The sequence below is a fragment of the Achromobacter sp. UMC46 genome, from assembly GCF_014170335.1.
Taxonomy (GTDB): Bacteria; Pseudomonadota; Gammaproteobacteria; order Burkholderiales; family Burkholderiaceae_B; genus Achromobacter.
The window spans coordinates 45963-68081 of the sequence record NZ_LZZS01000024.1 but is presented as its reverse complement, the minus strand read 5'-3'; the positions used below and the strand labels follow the sequence as shown (position 1 = coordinate 68081).

Here is a 22119-nt window from a genome sequence, read left to right as displayed (position 1 = left end):
TCACTCACCCGCGAACGGCCGCCCCAGGGGGCGGACCCGGATGCCGGGTTGCAGGCGGGTCCAGGGCAGGTCCGCCGGGTCGGCCTGCATCGGCCCCGGCGCCTTGGCCACCAGCACCTCGTGCGCGATCGGCTGGAAGTCGGCGCGGAAATGCACCGAGCTTTTCACGACCAGTATCCCCATCTCTTCGGGCTGCACGCCGCCGACGCGGAACAGGTTGCGGTCCAGCATCTGCGCCTTGCTGGCGCTGACCACGACACGCACGCCGCCGATCCGCAAGCCGGCGACCGCGCCCAGGTCCACGTCCATGCCATGCATCATCGGCCCGTCAAAGCGCAGCTTGCCGGGCGATAGCGTTTCGACCACGAATTCGCCTTCGAAGGCGGTGTCGCCCGCCACCCCGGATTGGCCGCCCAAGCGCAGTGCCACGGTCTTGCCGATGCCGGCGGCGGTGGCGGCGCGGACGGCGTCCGGGTCGTAGAACAGGCCCAGCGCCGCGTTCTGCGCGTCCGCCGCGACCAGCGCGCGCAGCATGCCCGTGGTGTTGGCGTCGCCGCCCGCGCCCGGATTGTCCTGGGTGTCGGCGATGACAACGGGACGCGATGCGCCAGCGGCCAGGGCTTGTGCGCGCCGGACGGCTTCGGCCGGTTCCAGGAAGTCCGGCGACCATTGCGGCTCCAATTCCAGCACGCGCCGGTACAGCGTATCCGTGACCTGTTCCACGGCGGCCGCATCCGTGCCGTAGGCCCAGACCACGGGGCCGCATTCCGGGAAGTCCGCCGCCGGGAAGCCGGGCGCGAACGAGACGGAGGCGACGCCCGGCGTCTGTTCCAGCCGGGCCAGTGCTTCGTACACGCCTTGCGACGGCTGCAGCATCGTGCACATGCCGTTGATGGGGATCAGGAAGGGCAGGCGGCGTTCGCTGCGCACCCATCGGCTGCCCGCCGCGATGCGCGCCAGCAGCAGGCGCGCGGCATGTTCGCCAGTATCCGCCATGTCCACGTGCGGATAGGTGCGGAAGGCGGCCAGCCCGTCGGCTTCGCGCAGCATTTCCGCGGTGACGTTGGCGTGCAGGTCCAGGCTGGCGATGACCGGCACGTCCGGGCCCACGATCCGGCGCATGCGCGCCAGCAATTCGCCTTCGCCGTCATCCAGGTGTTCGGTGACCATCGCGCCGTGCAAGTCCAGGTAGACGGCGTCGTACGGGCCCGCGCGCGCGGCATCCAGGATTTCGCCGGCGATGCGTTCGTAGGCGTCGCGGGTGACGTGGGCGGACGGACTGGCGCCGGCCCAGATCACCGGGTGCACGGTATGGCCTTGCGCCTGGATGGCGTTGATGAAGCCGCCCGCGGGAATGTTGACCGAGCGCAGCGCCAGCAAGTCGTCGCCGCGCACCATGGCGGGAAAGCCTTCACCCCGCACGAAATTGTCGTAACCGGCTTTGGACGGCGCAAAGGTATTGGTCTCGTGCTGGAAGCCAGCCACCAGGATATGCATGTCGTTTCCTCTTGTTCATTGGGATAGCGCGCAACATCCGGCAGTGTGGCATGAGAGAGGCGGCCGGGCATCGGAAAAAGCGGCTTGAATCATCATGGCGTGGACGGACGGTCGCCGGTGTCGGCGCCCCGTCCGGTGCGTCGCATGGCGTTACTTTTTTGCGTAATACTAATTTGTAGATTAAGCGCTGGAAACGATTTCCGGCCAGTTATGCTCTGAGACCCGCATAAAAAGCCATAAAAATGCAGAAACTCCCATGAAAAGGGCGTCTTGGGGCGGGTCCGACTACAATGGCGGCACTTTCGGAGGTTTCTATGTCGGTAATATCCGATATCAAAATACGCCCCCTGGAGCGCGGCGACCTGCACTTCGTGCATAAGATCAACAACAACGACGTCATCATGCGTTATTGGTTCGAAGAGCCCTACGAGGCCTACGACGAACTGGTTGCCCTCTATGACCGCCACTTGCACGACCAGAACGAGCGGCGCTTCATCATCGAGCACGACACCGGCCAACCCGCCGGCCTGGTGGAGCTGGTGGAAATCGACTACATCCACCGCCGTGCGGAATTCCAGATCATCATCGCGCCAAGCTATCAGGGCCGGGGCTACGCCAAAGCGGCAACCCGCATCGCGGTGGGCTACGCGTTTCGCGTGCTGAACCTGCACAAGGTCTACCTGGTGGTGGACAAGGACAACATGGCGGCCGTGCACGTGTACGAACGCTGCGGTTTCCAGATCGAAGGGCTGATGAAGGAAGAGTTCTTTTCCAACGGCGCCTATCGTGATGCCTACCGCATGGCGCTGCTGCAGCACGAGCATCTGCGCGATGTGGGCCCCGGTGCGCCGGATGCCCCCGTACTGCGCGATTGGCCGCAGGAAGAACAGACGGGCTGAGCGCCCGTCCGTCCGTTTCCGTCTTGAGGCTGCGCGCCTCAGGCTGCCGCGCGCAGCAGGCGCAGGCCGTTGGCCACCACCAGCAGGCTGGCGCCCACGTCGGCGAACACCGCCATCCACAGCGTGGCGTTGCCGGTCATGGCAAGCGTCAGGAACACCACTTTGATGCCCAGCGCCAGCGTGATGTTCTGGATCAGCACGCGATGGGTCGCGCGCGACAAGCGCAAGAATGTGCCGATCTTGCGCAGGTCGTCGTCCATCAATGCCACATCGGCGGTTTCGATGGCCGTGCCGGTGCCGGCCGCGCCCATCGCGAAACCGATGTCGGCGCGGGCCAGCGCCGGCGCGTCGTTGATGCCGTCGCCCACCATGCCCACGCGGCCGCTGGGCGCCAGCTTGCTTTCAATGGCGGCCAGCTTGTCTTCAGGCAACTGGTCGCCGCGGGCTTCGTCGATGCCTACTTGCTTGGCGATGGCCTGCGCGGTGGGGGTGTTGTCGCCCGTCAGCATCAGGGTGCGCACGCCCAGCGAATGCAGGTCGGCGATGGCGGCCGCGCTGGTGGGCTTGACGGTGTCGGCCACGGCGGCCAGCGCCATCACGCGGTGGCCGTCGGTCAGCGCGATGGCGCTCTTGCCTTGGCGTTCCAGCTCATCCAGCCGCGCTTCCAGCTTGGGGCTGGACACGCCCAGTTCGCGCATCAGGCGGCGGTTGCCTAATTGGTAGGTCACGCCGTCGATCTGCGCGCTGACGCCGCGGCCGGGCAGGGCGGTAAAGGCCTCGACTTCCAGCAGGGTATGGCCTTCGTCGCGGGCCGCGTTGGCGACCGCCAGCGACACCGGATGGTCGGAGCGGGCCGCCAGGCTTGCGGCGATCAGGGCCGCGGGCTGGCGGGCCTGGTCGGACACGTCCCATTCCTGCAGGTCGGTCCGCACCGGCTTGCCGTGCGTCAGCGTGCCGGTCTTGTCCAGCGCCAGCCACTTCAGGTTGCGGCCTTCTTCCAGGTAGACGCCGCCTTTGACCAGGATGCCGCGCCGCGAGGCCGCGGTCAGGCCGCTGACGATGCTGACCGGCGTGGAGATCACCAGCGCGCACGGGCAGGCGATGATCAGCAGCGCCAGCGCGCGATAGATCGCGTCGAACCACGGCTGGCCCCACAGCAGGGGCGGCACCACTGCCACCAGCACGGCCACGGCCACCACGACGGGGGTGTAGATGCGCGAGAAGCGGTCGATGAAGCGCTGGGTCGGCGCGCGGGCGCCTTGGGCCTGTTCGACGGCGTGGATGATGCGCGCCAGCGTCGTGTTGCCTGCGGCCGCCGTCACGCGGTATTCGAACGAGCCCGCCGCGTTCACGGTGGCCGCGAACACGGGGTCGTCCTTCGCTTTTTCCACGGGCAAGCTTTCGCCGGTGATGGGGGATTGGTCCACGGCGGAACTGCCGCTGACAATGATGCCGTCGGCGGCGATGCGTTCGCCGGGGCGCACGCGCACCACGTCGTCCACTTGCAGTTGGGCGGCGGGCACTTCCAGCCAGGTGCCGTCAGCCTGGCGCACCGTGGCCGTTTCGGGCGCCAGGTCCAGCAGGCCGCGGATGGCGTTGCGCGCGCGGTCCAGCGAACGCGCTTCGATCAGTTCGGCCACGTTGAACAGGAACATCACCATGGCCGCTTCGGGCCACTGGCCGATCACGACTGCGCCGGTGACGGCGATGCTCATCAGCGCATTGATGTTGAGGTTGCCGTTGCGCACGGCGATCCAGCCCTTGCGGTAGGTGGTAAGGCCGCAAGCCAGGATGGCGGCCACGGCGAACGCCGCCGTGACGCCCAGCGGCCAGCCGGCGAAATGCGAAAACTCGGACAAGGCGGCCAACACGCCCGAGCCGCCGATCAGCCACCAGTTCACGGGCTTGGCGGCGGGGGCGGGGGTGCGGGGCGCGCCGTCGGCCAGCGGTTCCGGCGTCATGTCCAGCGACTTGATGGCGGCCATGATGCGGTCCAGCGCGCCCTCGGCGTGCACCACCGTCAGCACGCGCTGCATCAGGTTGAAGTCCATCGCATGCACGCCGTCCAGGCCGTCCAGCTTCTTGCGGATCAGCGTTTCCTCGGTAGGGCAGTCCATCTGCCCGATGCGCAGGCGCGCCAGCAATTGGCCGGGCCCGGCGGCAAGCGTGGCGCCGCCATCGCCGGACAGCGAGAGGTTCTCCATGTCGTGCGCGTGGCCGCAGCAAGCGGCTTCCGGCTGCGCATGGCGATGGCCGCCGTTCTGGGCGTGGTCATGCTTGTGGTCGTGATCGTGATCGTGGGCATGGTCATGGTCATGATCGTGCCCCGCCTTGCCATGCGCGTGCCCGTCATGCGCGCCGCCTGTGCAGCGGGCGCCGCCTTGTCCGGCGGGCAGGGATTCGTGGTTTTTGACTGGAGGGAGGGACATCGTCTTCGCCTTTTTTAAGCTGATGGCCGTATTCCACACCTTGGAGTTACTATAGGGTCAACCCCAACATTCAATCGGATGCGATCCAGGGAGGCGCGATGCGTATTGGCGAATTGGCTACCGCGGCGGGCACCACCGTCGAAACCGTCAGGTACTACGAGAAAGAAGGGCTGCTGCCCGCTCCGGAGCGCGGCCTGAACAACTACCGCAGCTACGGGCAACCGCATCTGGAACGGCTGCGCCTGATCCGCAACTGCCGGGCGCTGGACATGACGCAGGACGAGATCCGCGCCATCCTGTCGCTGGCCGACAACCATCAGACGGGGTGCGGCCCCATTAACGAGTTGTTCGACGAGCACATCTCGCACGTGGATGAGCGCATCGCCGAACTGACGCAGCTGAAGACGCAACTGACCGAATTGCGCCAGCGCTGCCTGTCGGCGCGGCCCGACGCGGAAGACTGCGGCATTCTGCACGGCCTGTCTGAAATGCAGGTCGAAGAGCGCCAGGAGCGGCACACGCACCTGGGCTGAGCGCCCGAACCCCTTAGGGAAAGCCCGATCCGTCTGGAACGGATCGGCGGATTGTTTTGCCCAAAATCAGGATGTAAGATGTCCAACATCCAACAAATGACGGATCCGGCCGGCGCAGGCAGGCAAGGATTCCGATCAATAAAACGCGAGGCAGACAATCATGGATTCCAAACCCCTGAGCCGTTTCACGGTTCTGGACCTGACCCGGGTGCGCTCCGGCCCGGCCGCGGTGCGACAGTTCGCGGACTGGGGCGCGACGGTGATCAAGATCGAAGAGCCGGGCGACGAACAGGACGACAAGCCGGGCGGCTCGGCGCAGTTCGCCGACTACCAGAACACCCACCGCAACAAGCGCAGCGTGACGCTGAACCTGAAGCATCCGCAGGGGCGCGCCTTGTTCCTGGACCTGGTGCGCCAGGCCGACGTGGTGGTCGAGAACTATCGCCCCAATGTGAAGTTCAAGCTGGGCATCGACTACGAGTCGCTACGCGAGGTGAACCCGCGCATCGTCTATGCCAGCGTATCGGGCTTCGGGCAGGACGGCCCGTACGCCGGGCGTCCCGGCCTGGACCAGATCGCGCAGGGCATCGGCGGATTGATGTCTGTCACCGGCGAACCCGGCCGGGGGCCGATGCGGGCGGGCATCCCGATCGCGGACCTGACGTCGGGCCTGTTCTGCGCGATCGGCATTTTCATCGCCTTGCTGGAACGTGAAGTGTCGGGGCTGGGCCAGTGGGTGCAGACGTCGCTGCTGCAATCGCAGGTCTGGATGATGGATTTCCAGGCGATGCGCTGGCTGATGAACGGCGAGGTGCCGGGGCAGAGCGGCAACGATCATCCCACCAGCAGCCCGACAGGCGTCTTCCCCACGCGCGACGGCTATATGAATATCGCCGCGATGGGCAACGACATGTACGCGCGCCTGTGCCGCGTCCTGGAGATTCCGGCGCTGATCGAAGACGAGCGCTTCCTGACCGTGCCGTTGCGCGCCAAGCACCGCACGGCGTTGAACGCCGCCATCGGCGAGCGCACGGCGACGCGCGACACCGCCGATTGGATCGCGCGAATGAACGAGCAAGGCGTGCCGTGCGGACCGATCCTGGGCATGGACCAGACATTCGAGGACCCGCAGGTGCGCCATCTGAACCTTAGCCGCCAGATCCAGCATCCGGCGCTGGGGCCGATCTCGGTCGTCGGCCAGCCGATGATACTGAGCCGGACCGGGGCGGGCGAGATGCGGCCGGCGCCGGAACGCGGCGAACACAACGGCGACGTCTACGGGGGCATGCTGGGGCTGGCGCCCGCCGAATTGCGGCAACTGGCCCAGGACGGCGTGATCTGACGCACAAGGCTAATATCGCCGCCATGGCTGCCGGCAACAAGGCAGCCTCGACGGAGACCCCCCATGATGAATGCCCCTTCCCCCGCCACCGACCAGGTGTTTTCCAGCCTGGGACGCCCTGACAACCTGCCCGATGAAATCGCCGCGCAGATTCGCCAGAAGATCGTCTCGGGCGAATTCGAGCCTGGCCAGCGCCTGCCCACGGAATTCGAGTTGGCGCAGATGTTCGCGGTCAGCCGGAACGTCGTGCGCGAAGCGATCGCGCGGCTGAAGCTGTCGGGGTATGTGGATACCCGGCGCGGCGTGGGCACCTTCGTGGCGCTGGACGTGGGCACGCGCAATTTCGAGATCGCGCCCGAAGACCTGCTTTCGCCCGAACCGCTTGCGCACATTTTCTGGCTGCGCGTCGAACTGGAGTCCGGCGCGGCCGCCCAGGCGGCGCTGCACCGCAAGCCCGAGCAGATCGAGACCTTGCGCCAGGCGCTGCTGCGCGTGGACGCGGCGGGCAACGACTGGCAGGCCGGCGCGGACCACGCCCTGGACTTCCACATGGCCGTGGGCGAAGCCACCAACAATCCCTATTTCGTCCGCCTGCTGGCGCATTTGCGGCATGTGTTCCGCAGCGCCGTGCGCACGCTGCGCTACACCAGCGCCGGCACCGAGCGGGTGGCCGAGATCGAACGCGAGCACCACCTGATTTTCGACGCGATCGTCGCCGGCGACAGCGACGCCGCCCGATTGGCCATGCGCACGCATCTGACCAACGGCATTCAACGACATCAGACAGTCATACAAGGAAAGCAACCGTGAACACAGAACGCATCCTGCAAGACGAGATCACCGAACACATCGTGGCTGAAAAGCGCGGGGCGGTGGGTTGGCTGACCTTCAACGATCCGCAACGCCACAACGCGGTGTCGTATGCGATGTGGGAGGCCATTCCGGTTGTGCTGGACGCGTTCTCGAAGGACACGCGGATCCGCGCGGTGGTCTTGCAGGGGGCGGGCGGCAAGTCGTTTGTCAGCGGCGCGAACATCTCGCAGTTCGACACGCTGCGCAGCGGCGAAGACGCCGTGCAGGAATACGAGCGCGTCGCCGAGGCGGCGCAACTGGCGCTGTACGACTACGACAAGCCCACGCTGGCGTACATCCAGGGCTATTGCATCGGCGGCGGATTGAACATCGCGCTGTGTTGCGATATCCGCGTGGCGTCGGAAGACAGTTCGTTTGCCATTCCCGCGGGCAAGCTGGGCCTGGGCTACCGGTTGACGGCGATCCGCAACCTGGTCACGGCGGTCGGCCCGGCCAATGCGCTGGAGATCTTCCTGACGGCAGCGCGCTACACCGCGGCCGAGGCCAAGGAACTGGGCCTGCTCAGCAAGGTGGCGCCGGCCGCCGAATTGCCGGCGGTGCTGGAAAAAATGCTGGGGCAGATCCAGGCCAATGCGCCGCTGACGCTGCGCGCCGGCAAGCGGATGATCCGCCAGATGCAGCAGCTGGGTCCGGAAGTCGACATCGAAGGCATGCGCCGGCTGGTGATGGAGTGTTTCGCAAGCAATGACTATCGCGAAGGCCGCAAGGCGTTCGCGGAAAAGAGAGCGCCGGTGTTCACCGGCACCTGACCCCGGCGCCAGGCCGGATTCCCCATGCAGGTCCCACGGGCCGCGCGCTTGTCCGGCGCGGCAGGGGGATCGCTGCGTCTTGAATCCGGCCCGGGTCCGGTCCACCCCCGGCATCCGCCCCGTTTCCCCGGCGGCGGAGCCACAGATCGCGCAGACAAGCGCGGCGACGAGGAGACAGAGATGAACACGACTACCCTGAGCGCGGCGCTGGCAGGATTGGCGTTGGCGTGCGCCGTGGCGCCCGCCCATGCCCAGAACAGCTATCCAAGCCAGCCCATCCGCATCATCGTGGGCTATTCCGCAGGCGGCACGACCGACATCCTGGCGCGCGCGCTGGGCGAACAACTCAGCAAGGAACTCAAGCAGCCCATCATCATCGAGAACAAGGCCGGCGCAGCGGGCAACATCGCCGCCGCCTCCGTGCAGCAGGCAGCGCCCGACGGCTACACACTGTTCATGGCGACGGTGTCCAGCCACGGCATCAATCCCGCCGTGTACCGGAAGTCGCTGGGCTACGACCCCGTGAACGGGTTCACGCCGGTCAGCATGATCGCGTCGATTCCGCTGGTGCTTGTCACCAATCCGAAGCTGCCGGTCAATTCGGTGGCCGACTTGATCGAACTGGCGCGCGCCAAGCCGGGCGATCTGAACTATTCGTCCAGCGGCAACGGGTCGCCAGTGCACGTCGCGGGCGCGATGTTCGCCTCGGAGGCGCATGTGAAGATCCAGCACGTGCCTTATCGCGGCGGCGCGCTGGCGAATTCTTCGGTCATGAGCGGCGAGACGCAGTTCAGCTTCGCGACCCTGCCCGCGGCGTTGCCGCAGGTCAAGGCCGGTAGCCTGCGTGCCCTTGCCGTCACCACGCGGGAACGTTCGACGGAACTGCCGGATGTGCCGACCGTGGCCGAAACGTCCTCGTTCAAAGGCTACGAGATCAATACGTGGAATGCGCTGATGGCGCCCAAGGGCACGCCCGACGCCGTCGTCGCCGTGCTGAATCAGGCCGTGGCGCGGGCCCTTGCCGTGCCTGCGTTGCAAACCCGCTTCAAGGGCGAGGGGGCGACGCCCGGCGCCAGCAGCCCGGCGGAGCTGGGGCAGTTCGTCAATGCGGAGCTGGCGCGGTGGGCGGCGGTCATCAAAGAGGTGAACATTCAGATCGAATGACCTCTGGCCCGGCGTGGGGAAGCCGGGGGGCGGGCGGGACTTGGCGTAATATGAGAATCTATTTCTTTCCCATTTGCGCCCGAATCAATGACCGTATCCACCACCGCCACGCCGCTGCACGCCCTGACCACGCGCCGTTCCGTGAAGTTCCTGCGGGGCCCGGCGCCCAAGCCCGACGAAATCGAACAGATCCTGCAAACCGCCATGTCGGCGCCCGACCATGGCGCGCTGCGCCCGTGGCGCTTTGTCGTGATCCAGGGCGAGGCCATCGGCAAACTGGCGGACGTGGCGCTGGACGCAGTCAAGCGCAGCGGCGACCCGCGCATGACGCCTGAAAAGGAAAAGTCGGTGCGCGAATGGATGGCCGGCGTGCCGCTGTTCATCGCCGTGGCGCAGAAGATCGCGCACGACAACACCAAGATCCCCGAACACGAACAGTTGCTGGCCACGGGCTGCTCGGTCATGAACATCCTGAACGCCGTCCACATGCTGGGCTACGGCGCTTTCTGGAGCACCGGCGTCGGCACCTACGTCGAAGACGTGCAGAACGCGTTGGGCCTGGATTCGCTGGACTACCGTTTCCTGGGCTATCTGGCCATCGGCACGCCGGGTTGCGCCGTGCCGCCGGCCAACCGCCCCGACTACCGCGAGTTCGTCACGGAGTGGACCGGTCCGGTCTGATCGCGGTTGCGGCGCCGGGGCGCCCCGGCCCGCGGGTCGGGCGCCCGGCGCGGCTTCTCAGTTGGGCTGAACGTTCGCGCGTTTCATGACGTCCAGCCATTTCTTGTTTTCCGATTCGGCAAACGCCGCGAATTCGCCGGCGTCCATCTTGCTGGGGATGATGCCGTCGCTCGCCAGCCGCTTCACCACCACCGGCATGGCCGACGCGTCGCGCATGCTCTGGTTCAACCGGTCCACCACGGGGCGCGGCGTGGCTTTCGGCACCCAATAGCCATACCACGATGTCACATCGAAGCCGGCGATGCCGGATTCGGCGATGGTGGGCACGTCCGGCAGCAGGTCGATGCGCGAGGCCGATGTGATGGCCAGCGCGCGCAGCTTGCCCGCCTTGATCTGGGGCAGGGCGGTGGCCACCGACGCGTACAGCACATCGATGTGCCCGCCCAGCACATCCGTCAGGGCCTGGCCGGTGCCGTTGTACGGAATGTGGGTGATCTGCACGTCTGAACTCAGGTTGACCAGTTCGCCCACCAGGTGCGGCAGGGATCCCAGGCCGCCTGAGGCGAAGGTCACGCTGCCGGGCTTGGCGCGCGCGGTCTCGATCATGTCGCGGAAGCTCTTGATCGGCGACTGGGTGCGCACGACGGCCACCATGGGGGCGAAGCCGAACACGCCGACCGGCGTGAAATCCTTCATGGGATCGAAGTGCAGCGTCTTGAATATGCCCGCGTACATGACCTGGATCGAGGCGTTCATCAGGCCGGTGTAGCCGTCGGGCTTGCTTAGCGCGACGTCGCGCGCACCGATGGTGCCGGCGGCGCCCGCCCGCGATTCGATCACCAGGGGCTGGCCCAGCAGCGCGCTCATCTCGGGGGTCAGCATCCGGCCGAACGTTTCCGTGGTGGACCCCGGCTGGTGCGGAACGACGATGCGGACGGCCTGGGTAGGGAAGTCGCCCGCAGCCATGGCGGCTGGACTGCAAACCAGCATTGCCGCTAGCAAAGGCAAGTGATGCAATTTCATGGTTGTCTCCTGTTGTCGTAGTGCCGGATGCCGCTGTGCCGCGGTTTTTCACGGATGCAGCGGATTCGTCCGCTGCCGGAAATTCAGGTGGGCGGCCCCAGTGCGCCAGCGGCGCGCAGCCGCTCGATGTCGGCGCTGCCGTAGCCGGCTTCCCGCAACACGTCTTCGCTGTGTTCGCCGGGCATCGGCGGCAACGTCCGCAACGCGGCCGGCGTCCGGCTCAACTTCACGGGGAAGCCGGGGCCGCGGTAGTCGCCGCGGGTCAACGCCATTTGCCGGTGTGCCGCATGCGGCGTCGCAATCGCCTGGGCCACGTCCAGGATCGGCGCGACCGGCACGCCGGCGGCCATCAACGTTTCGGACACTTCCCGGCCGTCGCGGTCGGCCAGCAACTGTTCCAGCGCCTTGCGCAGTTCGGCGCGGTGTGCGATGCGGTCCACGTTGCGCAGGAACTTCGGGTCTTGCGCCAGGGCCGGAGCCCCCAGCTTGGCGCACAGCGTGGCGAACTGGCGTTCGTTGCCCACGGCCACATAGACGGGAACCGTGGCGGTTTCGAAGGCGTCGTAGGGGGCGATGTTGGGGTGGCCGTTGCCGGACCGCCCAGGCGTCTTGCCGGTCCACAGGTAGTTCGCCAGATGCGGATGGGCGATGCTGAGCGCGCAGTCGTGCAGCGCGACATCGCAAAGCTGGCCACGGCCGGAGCGGGCGCGTTCGGCCAGCGCCGCCAGGACCGCGATGGCCGCTTGCATGCCGGTGGTGAGGTCGACCATGGGAACGCCCAGCCGCAACGGCGGCCCGTCCGCCGTGCCGTTGACGCTCATCAGTCCGCAGGCCGCTTGCACCGCGGCGTCGTAGCCCGGCTGGCCGCCCAGCGGACCGTCGTCGCCAAAGCCCGTGATGCGGCAGTGGATCAGGCGCGGAAAACGCTCGCACAGCATGGCCGGATCGGCGATGCCCCAGGACGCCAGCGTGCTGGCCTTGAAGTTCTCGATCAGCACGTCGGCGGTTTCCAGCATGCGCCAGAAGACCTCGCGTGCGTCTTCGCGGTTCAGGTCCAGCACCACGCCGCGCTTGTTGCGGTTCAGCGCCTGGAAGTAGGCCGCGCCGCCTGCGTTCACCGGCGGGCCGAACGTGCGCGTCTCGTCTCCGCTGGGCGGCTCGATCTTGACGACATCCGCGCCGTGGTCGCCCAGCATCTGGCCGCAATAAGGGCCCGCCAGCACGCGCGAGGCGTCGATCACGCGCAATCCATCGAGGCTGGATCCGTTCATGAGCGGCCTCCCGGGATCGGGCCGACGAGGACGCCGCGAGGTGCGATGCGCCACTCGAACGCGCCGTCGCCCTGGTCCAGGCGGCGCGTCACTTTCAGGTCCAGCCGGCGGTCGTGCGCCGATAGCGCGCCTTCCAGCAGGCAGTTCCAGGCGTCGAAGGCGGCGCCGTGCAGTTGCGTCATACCGGCCATCAGCTTCCAGGTGGTCTGGCGCACGCCAGGCGCGCCGCCGTCATCGATCAGCTCGGCCTGATCGCCCTGCGCCTGGGCAAGCGCGACCATGAAGCGCGCGAAATCCGCGGCGCTGCCCTGGTCGGGAAGGCCGAAGGCGGCTGCGGTGCTGCTATAGAACTGCATGCCGATCAGCCGGGCCGTGATGCCGCCCAGCCACGCGGCTTCGTGCGGGCCGTGCAGCGCGATCAGCTCGGGCAGCGCGGTACGCACGTATTCCATGGCGTAGTTGCGGCGGGCTTTCTGCAGGCGGTCCCGCGGCCACGTCTCTGTCGGCAAGGTGGGCGCGCTGGCCGCGTCGAATGTCGGGGCTTCTTCGCCCCGGGCGAAACGCAGGCGCTCGTCTTCCGGGATGTCGTGCTCGTATTCGCAGTAATAGCCTTCCAGTCCGGGCTGCCCGTCCATGGCCTGCTTGGTGCAGACGAAGCCCAACCGGCGCGTGCCGAGCGAGACCCCGTTGTGGGCGTGCCAGCCGCGCAGCACGGCATGCGAGACCTCGCCGGGAATCGCGCAGAGCGCGGTGCCTTGCCAGGCCCAGCGCGGCGTGGGGTAGCGCACCCAGACCTTGCGCGGCGATTCTTCCATGTATTCCACCCGCACGCCGCCGATGGCGTTGGACAGATAGTGGTAGCGCGCGGCAGCCACGGCGGGCGGCAAGCCGGCGATCCCCAGCTTTTCCAGCCCGGGCAGGAAACGCTCCAGGTGCTGGCGGCGGAAAATATGGAAGACCAGGTCGGCCGCTTCGCGGCTGCCGCGGCGGGTCACCATCGTCATCACCAGGCCGGTGAAGTAGGCGTGGTACCACTCGGCGACGGCCGACCAGCGGGCCGCGTCATCGGCCACGGCGGCGGGGGCGGGGGAGGCGTGCATGGTCATTCTCCGTGAGCGGCGGCGGCCGGGGAACCGGCTTGTTCGGCGGCGGGTTCACCGGCCGGCGGCTGGTAGGCCAACGTCAGGCCGGACAGCACGAAGGTGGCCAGGTGCGCGGCCAGGCGCTCCCGGTCCGCCGCGGTTTCGCCGGGGCGGGGCTGATACCACATCGTGGTCCAGTTGATGGCCCCGAACAGCGGTTTGGCGGCCAGGCGCGCGTTCTGGCGCGGCAGCTCGCCGGCCTCGACGGCTTGCGCCAGCACGTTCACGAAGAGTTCCTCGTAGTGGTCGCGCAGGCTGATGACTTCGTCCAGGCGGGCGCGCTGCTCTTCGTTGATGCGGCCCATCAGGTGGGATTCCAGCCCCTGCACCGCCACGCGCTGATAGGAAAGGTGCTTCATGACCTGCATGGCGTGCGCATAGGCCATGCGGTAGAGCCGGTCGATGGCGCGCACGCCGGGCTGGATCGCAATCGGCTCGACCGTGGCGATGTTCATCTCCAGCGCGCGCTGGTAGACCGCGGTGAACAGATGCGCCTTGCTGCGGTAGTGGTGGTAGATGCTGCCCTTGGTCACGCCCAGCGCTTCGCCGATCTGGTCCAGCGTCGTGGTGTCGTAGGTCTGCTGCGTGAAGGCGTCGGCGGCGGCGTCCAGGATTTCGGCGACGCGGTCCGGTGGGTCGCCGGCACGGGTGAGGGGGGCGGAAGACATGGCGCGGGCGGCTCCGGAAGCGGACGGGAGGGAAGACGGGGGGAAGGGGGACGGCTGCGGGGACGATGGCTGTAACGAGGACGGCTGGATGGCGCCGGCCAGCAGGACGGCCTGGGCTTCTTGTGGCCCCGCGGTGGCCTGATGGAGGTAGCGCACCCGCAGCAGGGCCTGCAGCGCGGGCGTTTCCGCGCAGGGCGAGGCTGCGGCCATCTTCAGGCCGGCGGCCAGCATCCGCTCGGCGGCTTCCGAGGCCGACAGCAGCGTCATGGCGCTCAACAGCCGGATGTCCTGCCGTGCGTCGGCGGTGCGGCCGGCCTCTTGCAGCATGGCTCGCACGGCGGCCAGCGCGCTGACGCAAGCGGCCAGCTCCAACGCGGCGCGTGGCGGTGCCGACCGGGCCGAGGCCACGGGCAACGAGCGCGCGGCCAACTCGTATGCGGCGAGTGCGACGCCGGTGGCCTGGGCGCTGGCCGCAAGACGGCGCAGCGCGTCCGCGCGCACCATGGCGTCGCGCGCCTGTCCGGCGGGCCCCAGCAGGCGTTCGGGGCCGACGGCAAGATCAAGGTCGGCCTGGCCGCTGGCTTCATTCGGCAAGGCGGGACGGATGCCGGGGGCGTCCGCAGGCAGCAGGAATGCGGATACCGCGTGCGTGTCGGCATGGTGCGCAAACACCAGAAGGGGAGATCCCGAGACGGCGCCGATCCAGGCGGCCGCGCCCTGGAGGCGCCAGGCTGGTCCGTCCGCATGGGCGATGAATGCCGGCTGGCCGCTGGCGGGATCCAAGGCGCCGGCCAGGCCGGCGCAAGCGCCCGCCACGGCGGACCTGCCGCGTTTGACGGGGGTAAGGCCCGCACTGGCGGCCGTAGCGCACCAGGCGGCTGCCAGTGTCAACGACAGGGCCGGCTGGCGGGCGGCCAGGGTTTCGATCACGGCCAACAGGGTAGAGGCCGGCGCAAGCTGCGACGGGTCGCACAGCGCCGCCAGGCCGCCATGCATCGGCGGGGCGTCCGCGTGGGCGGTTCCAGAGAGCGCCGCGACGCGCCGCGCCCGTGTCAACCAGCGGGCCGCATCGGCGGGAGGAGAGGGCCAAGCAAGTGCCATCGGTTTCCATCCTTATGCGTATAGATCGGCATACTGATTGGGATGGTATTGGGCCGAAGACGGAATATCAATCGAAAAATAACCTTGATATCTATAGGAAAACCCTTGGGTATGAAATTGACCATACTTGTTCGTATGTGATTAGACTGCTGGCTCCACGACCACCAATCCGAGGGCGCTCATGAGCACTGATTTCGTTCCGCTGCATCAACGCGAATCGATGGACCTTCCCTTTTTCGAGCCGGTCCACCGGGACTATCTGAAACGGGTTGAGGCTTTTGCCGACGGGCGCAGCGATCCGCCTGCGACACCGGCCAACGTGGATGCGTGCTGCCGGGACCTGGTGCAGGCGATGGGGCGCGCGGGCCTGTTGCGGGCCAGCGTGCCGCAGGCTTACGGCGGCGACGCGCCGACGGTCGAGTCGCGCCGGCTGGTGCTGGCGCGCGAAGCGCTGGCCTATCGCCACGGCTTGGCGGATTTCGCGTTCGCGATGCAAGGGCTGGGCAGCGGGGCGATCAGCCTGGCCGGATCCGAAACGCTGAAGGCCAGGATCCTGCCCAGCGTCGCCGCCGGCGAATGCATCCCGGCGTTCGCCCTGTCCGAGAAGGCGGCGGGTTCGGATGCGGCGGGCATGCAGTGCCGCGCCCGGCTGGAAGACGGTCATTACGTCATCAACGGGGAAAAGACCTGGATCTCGAACGGCGGCATCGCCGATGTCTACACGCTGTTCGCGCGCACGGAAGAGGCGGCGGGCACGCGCGGAATCTCGGCCTTCGTGGTGTATCCCGACGACCCGGGTTTTTCCGTCAGCGAACGCATCGATGTCATGGCGCCGCATCCGCTGGCGACGCTGCGCTTGGACAACCTGCGCATTCCCGCCGACCGCCTGCTGGGCGTGCCGGGGGAAGGGTTCAAGCTGGCCATGCGCACGCTGGACATCTTCCGCGTATCGGTGGCGGGCGCGGCGCTGGGATTCGCGCGTCGCGCTTTCGACGAGGCCGTGGCGCATGCCCGCAGCCGCCAGTTGTTCGGCGGCGCGTTGGGCGACCTGCAATTGACGCAATCCAAACTGGGCGACATGGCCGTGGCCATCGACGGGGCGGCGTTGCTGACGTACCGCGCCGCCTGGCGCCGCGACGTGCAGGGCCTGCCCACGACGCGCGAAGCCGCGATGGCCAAGCTTGCCGCCACCGAAAACGCGCAGGCCGTGGTCGACATGGCCCTGCAGCTGTTCGGCGCGCGCGGGGTGCGGGTGGGCGAAACACTGGAAAGCCTGTATCGCGAAATCCGGGCGCTGCGCATCTACGAGGGCGCCAGCGAAGTGCAGAAGATCATCATCGCGCGCGACGTGCTGCGGGCCACCGCATGAACGCATTCTGACCGCTTGCGGGCGCAGGATCGGCGCGGCTGGCGGCGTCCAGACCCGCGCCGCCATTGGCGCTGCGGAGCGTATCCGCCTGCGGAAGCCTGCCGCCATTCAGGCCGCCCAACGGCGCGGGCGGCTGTGCTATTGTCATTAACCGGCCGCCTGCGATCATCCTGCAAGCGGGCCGGCGATGGTGCGGTTCGAGGCTACCCCCTTGAGCCGTCTCCTTGGTAGGAAGAAAACGCATGACACGATCAAGCGTGGAGACAATATATGAGCCAATATGGGCCGCTGAAGTTGCACGTCCCCGAGCCCACAGGGCGTCCGGGTTGCAAGACCGACTTTTCCTATCTGCATCTGTCGCCGCCTGGCGAGGTGCCCAAACCCCCCATTGATGTTGCCGCGGTCGATACCGGCGGACTGGCGTACAGCCTGGTCCGGGTGATCGACGACGACGGCCGCGCGGTCGGGCCATGGGCGCCCGAGATCAGCGATGATCAAATGCGCGCCGGCATGCGGGCCATGCTGAAGACGCGGATTTTCGACGGCCGCATGCTGACTGCGCAGCGCAAGAAGAAGATCTCGTTCTACATGCAGAGTCTGGGCGAAGAAGCCATCGGCACGGCGCATGCGCTGGCGCTGGAACAGGGCGACATGTGTTTCCCGACCTACCGCCAGCAAAGCCTCCTGCTGTCGCGCGACGTGTCGCTGGTCACCATGATGTGCCAGCTGATGTCGAACGAACGCGACCCGCTCAAGGGCCGCCAGCTGCCGGTCATGTATTCCGACCGCGAAAACGGCTTCTTCACCATATCCGGCAACCTCGCCACGCAGTTCATCCAGGCGGTGGGCTGGGCGATGGCCTCCGCCATCAAGGGCGACACCCGCATCGCGTCGGCCTGGATCGGCGACGGTGCCACGGCCGAAGCCGACTTCCATACCGCGTTGACCTTCGCGCACGTGTACCGCGCGCCGGTCATCCTGAACGTGGTCAACAACCAATGGGCTATTTCCACCTTCCAGGCGATCGCCGGCGGCGAAGGCGCGACCTTCGCGGGCCGCGGCGTGGGCTGCGGCATCGCGTCGCTGCGGGTGGACGGCAATGATTTCCTGGCGGTGTACTCCGCCTCGCGCTGGGCCGCCGAACGCGCCCGCCGCAATCTGGGCCCGACCCTGATCGAATGGGTGACGTACCGCGCCGGTCCGCACTCGACCTCCGACGACCCGTCCAAGTACCGCCCCGGCGACGACTGGGCGCACTTCCCGCTGGGCGACCCGATCGAGCGTTTCAAGAAGCACCTGATCGGCTTAGGGCTCTGGTCCGACGCCGAACACGATGCCGTCCGCGCCGAACTGGACGCCGAGATCGTCGCGGCCCAGAAGGAAGCGGAAAGCTACGGCACGCTGGTGGACGGCCACGTCCCCAGCGCGGCCAGCATCTTTGAAGACGTCTACAAAGACATGCCGGAGCATCTGCGCCGGCAGCGCCAGCAGCTCGGAGTCTGATCATGGCAATTGACAACAACGCTGGTCCGGCCTCTGCGCCGATGACCATGATCCAGGCATTGCGCTCGGCCATGGATGTGATGCTGGAGCGGGACAATAACGTGGTGGTGTTCGGCCAGGACGTCGGATATTTCGGCGGCGTGTTCCGGTGCACCGAGGGCTTGCAGACCAAGTACGGCAGCTCGCGCGTGTTTGACACGCCGATCTCCGAAGGCGGCATCGTGGGCGTGGCGGTGGGCATGGGTGCCTACGGCCTGCGCCCCGTCTGCGAGATCCAGTTCGCCGACTATTTCTACCCCGCCTCCGACCAGATCGTGTCGGAAGCGGCGCGCCTGCGCTACCGCTCGGTCGGCGAGTTCATCGCCCCGATGACCATTCGCATGCCTTGCGGCGGCGGCATCTACGGCGGGCAGACGCACAGCCAGAGCCCCGAAGCCATGTTCACGCAAGTCTGCGGGTTGCGCACGGTGATGCCGTCCAACCCCTATGACGCCAAGGGCTTGCTGATCGCCTCGATCGAAAACGACGACCCGGTGATTTTCCTGGAGCCCAAGCGGCTCTATAACGGCCCGTTCGACGGCCACCACGACCGCCCGGTGACGCCGTGGACCGGCCGGCCGGGCAGCGTGGTGCCGACGGGTTACTACACCGTGCCGCTGGACTCTGCCGCCATCGTGCGGCCAGGCAACGCGCTGACGGTGTTGACCTACGGCACCACGGTGTATGTGTCGTTGACCGCCGCGGAAGAGACCGGCATCGACGCCGAAGTGATCGACCTGCGCAGCCTCTGGCCGCTGGACCTGGAAACCATCGTGAACTCGGTGAAGAAGACCGGCCGGTGCGTGGTGGTGCACGAGGCCACGCGCACCTGCGGGTATGGCGCGGAACTGATTTCGCTGGTGCAAGAGCACTGCTTCCATCACCTGGAGGCGCCCGTCGAGCGCGTGACCGGTTGGGACACCCCCTATCCGCATGCGCAGGAATGGGCGTACTTCCCCGGCCCGCGCCGGGTCGGCGAAGCGTTCAAACGCGCGATGGAGGTTTGAGATGGGGATCCATATCATCAAGATGCCTGACATCGGCGAAGGCATTGCCGAAGTCGAACTGGTGGGCTGGCACGTCAAGGTGGGCGACACCGTCGCCGAGGACCAGCCGCTGGCCGATGTGATGACCGACAAGGCCACGGTAGAAATCCCGTCGCCCGTGGTCGGCAAGGTGGTCGCGCTGGGCGGCGACGTGGGACAGGTCATGGCCGTGGGCGGAGAACTGATCCGCCTGGAAGTGGAGGGCGAGGGCAACGTCCGCGCCGGATCGGCCGCGCCGCAGAAGGCGGCGCCTGCCGCTTCCGAGCCGCCCGCACCTGCCAAGGCGGACGGCGCCGCGAAGGCGGCAGCCGGCGGCGTCGCCGGCCAGATCGCCGCGTCCGTGTCGCAGCCGGCAAGCCCGGCGTCGGCCAAGCCGCAAGCGGCCTCGCGCCCGGCCCTGGCCGCCGCGCCCGTCGTGGCGCGCCAGCCGGGCGACAAGCCATTGGCCTCGCCCGCCGTGCGCAAGCGCGCATGGGACCTGGGGGTCGAACTGCGCTATGTGCAAGGCAGCGGCCCGGCCGGCCGGGTCATGCACGAAGACCTGGAAGCCTATCTGCAATCGCAAGGGACGGGCGGCGCTGCGCGCGGCGGCTCGGCCTATGTGCAGCGCCATGACGAAGAAGCGGTGCCCGTCATCGGCCTGCGCCGGAAGATCGCGCAGAAAATGGCGGAGTCCAAGCGCCGCATCCCGCACTTCAGCTACGTCGAGGAAATCGACGTGACGGAACTGGAGGACTTGCGCGTCCAGCTCAACCAGAAGTGGGGCGAGTCGCGCGGCAAACTGACGCTGCTGCCGCTGCTGGCGCGGGCCATGGTCGTGGCGCTGCGGGACTTCCCGCAGATCAATGCGCGCTATGACGACGAAGGCGGCGTGGTGACGCGCTACGGCGCCGTGCACATCGGCATCGCCACGCAAAGCGACGGCGGGCTGATGGTGCCGGTGATGCGCCACGCCGAGGCGCGCGACCTTTGGGCCATGGCGGCCGAGATCGGGCGGCTGGCGCAGGCGGTGCGCAACGGCACCGCGGGGCGCGACGAACTCTCCGGCTCGACCATCACGATCACCAGCCTGGGGCCCCTGGGCGGCATCGTCACGACGCCGGTGATCAACCATCCCGAGGTCGGCATCGTGGGCGTGAACCGCATCGTCGAGCGGCCCGCATTCCGCAACGGCGCCGTGGTGGCGCGCAAGCTGATGAACCTGTCGTCGTCCTTCGACCACCGCGTGGTGGACGGCATGGACGCGGCGCGGTTCATCCAGGCGGTGCGCGCCCTGCTGGAACAACCCGCGCTGCTTTTCGTGGAGTAAGTATGAGCCAGATCACAAAGACAACGACCTTGCTGGTGATCGGTGGCGGCCCCGGCGGCTATGTGGCCGCCATCCGCGCCGGCCAATTGGGCGTGCCGACCATCCTGGTCGAAGGCGGCCAATTGGGCGGCACGTGCCTGAACATCGGCTGCATCCCGTCCAAGGCGCTGATCCACGCGGCCGAGGAATTCGACAAGGCGCGCCATTACGCCGGCAAGTCGCCGCTGGGCATCTCGGTGTCGGCGCCGGCGATCGACATCGCGCAGACGGTGGCGTGGAAAGACGGCATCGTCGGCAAGCTGACGGGCGGCGTGGCGGCGCTGTTGAAGAAGAACGGCGTGGAAGTGGTGCAGGGCTGGGCCAGCTTGCTGGACGGCAAGACCGCGGAAGTGACGGCCGCCGATGGCGCCATCGTGCGCATCCAGTGCGAGCATTTGCTGCTGGCGGCCGGCTCCGAGCCCACGCCGCTTGTGTCCATGCCATTCGGCGGCATCGTGGTGTCGTCCACCGAAGCGCTGTCGCCCGACAACATCCCCAAGCAACTGGTGGTGGTCGGCGGGGGCTACATCGGCCTGGAACTGGGCACCGTGTACCGCAAGCTGGGCGCGGAAGTGGCCGTCGTGGAAGCGCAGGACCGCATCCTGCCGACCTATGACGCGGAACTGACCAAGCCCGTAGCCACCGCGCTGGCGAAGATGGGCGTGGCGCTGCACCTGAACCGCAAGGTGCTGGGCCTGAACGCCGCGGGCGACGCGGTACGGGTGCAGGATGCCGCCGGCGCCGAAACCCAACTGCCCGCCGACCGGGTGCTGATCGCGGTGGGGCGCCGTCCGCGCACGCAAGGCTGGGGGCTGGAGAGCCTGCAGCTGGACCGCAAGGGCAACGCGCTGCGCGTCGACGACCAATGCCGCACCTCCATGCGAGACGTCTGGGCCATCGGCGATATCGCCGGGGAACCGATGCTGGCGCACCGCGCCATGGCGCAGGGCGAAATGGTCGCCGAATTGGTGTCGGGCAAGCGCCGGCATTTCCAGCCGGCGTCGATCCCGGCCGTGTGCTTCACGGATCCCGAGGTCGTGGTGGCCGGGCTGTCGCCTGCCGAGGCGGAAGGCGCGGGGCTGGATTGCCTGACCGCATCCTTCCCGTTCGCCGCCAACGGACGCGCCATGACGCTGGAGTCCACCGACGGCTTCGTCCGTGTGGTGGCCCGGCGCGACAACCACTTGATCGTGGGCTGGCAGGCGGTGGGGCGCGGGGTGTCGGAACTGTCCGCCGCGTTCGGCCAATCGCTGGAAATGGGCGCCACGCTTGAAGACGTGGCCGGCACCATCCACGCGCATCCGACCCTGGGCGAAGCCGTGCAGGAAGCGGCGCTGAAGGCGCTGGGCCACGCGCTGCATATCTGACGCGCCAAGCCCGGGCTGAACCGCCGCGCTCCCGGTCCGCCGGGGCGCGGCGTTTTTTCTTATCGCCGGGGCAGG

General features: G+C 67.7%; 18 protein-coding genes. 12 read left to right on the top strand and 6 right to left on the bottom strand.

Annotated features, from left to right (window positions below; all coding sequences use genetic code 11):
* Positions 1-1497: a M81 family metallopeptidase gene (locus A9973_RS17690; RefSeq protein ID WP_183015025.1), complete on the bottom strand. Its 1497-nt coding sequence runs from the start codon at positions 1495-1497 to the stop codon at positions 1-3.
* A 314-nt stretch (positions 1498-1811) separates the two neighbouring features.
* Here A9973_RS17690 and speG point away from each other — a divergent pair, with 314 nt between their 5' ends.
* Positions 1812-2396 carry a spermidine N1-acetyltransferase gene (gene speG / locus A9973_RS17685; protein WP_169272671.1) on the top strand — a complete coding sequence of 195 codons (585 nt, stop codon included), beginning with the start codon at positions 1812-1814 and terminating at the stop codon, positions 2394-2396.
* Positions 2397-2434: 38 nt separating this feature from the next.
* Here speG and A9973_RS17680 read toward each other — a convergent pair whose 3' ends face one another.
* The gene (locus tag A9973_RS17680) at positions 2435-4825 is read right to left on the bottom strand and encodes a cation-translocating P-type ATPase (protein ID WP_255469204.1); all 2391 of its coding nucleotides are present in this window, start codon (positions 4823-4825) and stop codon (positions 2435-2437) included.
* Between the two features lie 98 nt (positions 4826-4923).
* On the opposite strand from A9973_RS17680, the gene cadR reads away from it, so the two are divergent.
* From cadR to A9973_RS17650, 6 genes are all read left to right on the top strand, one after another.
* Positions 4924-5358, top strand: a complete 435-nt coding sequence (gene cadR / locus A9973_RS17675; protein ID WP_006224078.1) for a Cd(II)/Pb(II)-responsive transcriptional regulator — start codon at positions 4924-4926, stop codon at positions 5356-5358.
* Between the two features lie 160 nt (positions 5359-5518).
* On the top strand, positions 5519-6700 hold the full coding sequence (locus A9973_RS17670) for a CaiB/BaiF CoA-transferase family protein (protein ID WP_183015024.1): 1182 nt from the start codon (positions 5519-5521) through the stop codon (positions 6698-6700).
* A gap of 63 nt (positions 6701-6763) precedes the next feature.
* Positions 6764-7510: a FadR/GntR family transcriptional regulator gene (locus A9973_RS17665; RefSeq protein ID WP_183015023.1), complete on the top strand. Its 747-nt coding sequence runs from the start codon at positions 6764-6766 to the stop codon at positions 7508-7510.
* Positions 7507-8322: an enoyl-CoA hydratase gene (locus A9973_RS17660; RefSeq protein WP_183015022.1), complete on the top strand. Its 816-nt coding sequence runs from the start codon at positions 7507-7509 to the stop codon at positions 8320-8322. The genes A9973_RS17665 and A9973_RS17660 overlap by 4 nt, the downstream gene beginning before the upstream one ends.
* A gap of 180 nt (positions 8323-8502) precedes the next feature.
* On the top strand, positions 8503-9486 hold the full coding sequence (locus A9973_RS17655) for a tripartite tricarboxylate transporter substrate binding protein (RefSeq protein ID WP_183015021.1): 984 nt from the start codon (positions 8503-8505) through the stop codon (positions 9484-9486).
* Between the two features lie 87 nt (positions 9487-9573).
* Positions 9574-10167 (top strand): nitroreductase, encoded by a 594-nt coding sequence (locus A9973_RS17650; protein WP_183015020.1) that lies wholly within the window; start codon positions 9574-9576, stop codon positions 10165-10167.
* A gap of 57 nt (positions 10168-10224) precedes the next feature.
* Here the strand turns inward: A9973_RS17650 and A9973_RS17645 are convergent, their stop codons facing one another.
* The 4 genes from A9973_RS17645 to A9973_RS17630 form a co-directional block, all read right to left on the bottom strand.
* On the bottom strand, positions 10225-11190 hold the full coding sequence (locus A9973_RS17645; RefSeq protein WP_183015019.1) for a tripartite tricarboxylate transporter substrate binding protein: 966 nt from the start codon (positions 11188-11190) through the stop codon (positions 10225-10227).
* An 83-nt stretch (positions 11191-11273) separates the two neighbouring features.
* Positions 11274-12461, bottom strand: a complete 1188-nt coding sequence (locus A9973_RS17640) for a CaiB/BaiF CoA-transferase family protein (RefSeq protein WP_183015018.1) — start codon at positions 12459-12461, stop codon at positions 11274-11276.
* On the bottom strand, positions 12458-13561 hold the full coding sequence (locus A9973_RS17635; RefSeq protein WP_370539502.1) for a hypothetical protein: 1104 nt from the start codon (positions 13559-13561) through the stop codon (positions 12458-12460). Before A9973_RS17635 ends, A9973_RS17640 begins: the two co-directional genes overlap by 4 nt.
* Positions 13562-13563: 2 nt before the next feature.
* On the bottom strand, positions 13564-15372 hold the full coding sequence (locus tag A9973_RS17630) for a TetR family transcriptional regulator (RefSeq protein WP_183015016.1): 1809 nt from the start codon (positions 15370-15372) through the stop codon (positions 13564-13566).
* Between the two features lie 181 nt (positions 15373-15553).
* Between A9973_RS17630 and A9973_RS17625 the strand changes: the two genes are divergently transcribed.
* From A9973_RS17625 to lpdA, 5 genes are all read left to right on the top strand, one after another.
* Entirely contained in the window at positions 15554-16741 is a 1188-nt protein-coding gene (locus A9973_RS17625) for an acyl-CoA dehydrogenase family protein (RefSeq protein ID WP_183015015.1), read from the top strand.
* Between the two features lie 270 nt (positions 16742-17011).
* A complete protein-coding gene (locus A9973_RS17620; protein WP_183015014.1) occupies positions 17012-18244 on the top strand; it encodes a 3-methyl-2-oxobutanoate dehydrogenase (2-methylpropanoyl-transferring) subunit alpha in 1233 nt (410 codons plus the stop codon).
* A gap of 2 nt (positions 18245-18246) precedes the next feature.
* A complete protein-coding gene (locus tag A9973_RS17615; protein ID WP_183015013.1) occupies positions 18247-19290 on the top strand; it encodes an alpha-ketoacid dehydrogenase subunit beta in 1044 nt (347 codons plus the stop codon).
* 1 nt (position 19291) lies between these two features.
* Positions 19292-20638, top strand: a complete 1347-nt coding sequence (locus A9973_RS17610) for a dihydrolipoamide acetyltransferase family protein (RefSeq protein ID WP_183015012.1) — start codon at positions 19292-19294, stop codon at positions 20636-20638.
* 2 nt (positions 20639-20640) lie between these two features.
* Positions 20641-22044: a dihydrolipoyl dehydrogenase gene (gene lpdA, locus A9973_RS17605; RefSeq protein ID WP_183015011.1), complete on the top strand. Its 1404-nt coding sequence runs from the start codon at positions 20641-20643 to the stop codon at positions 22042-22044.
* Positions 22045-22119: the final 75 nt, after the last annotated feature.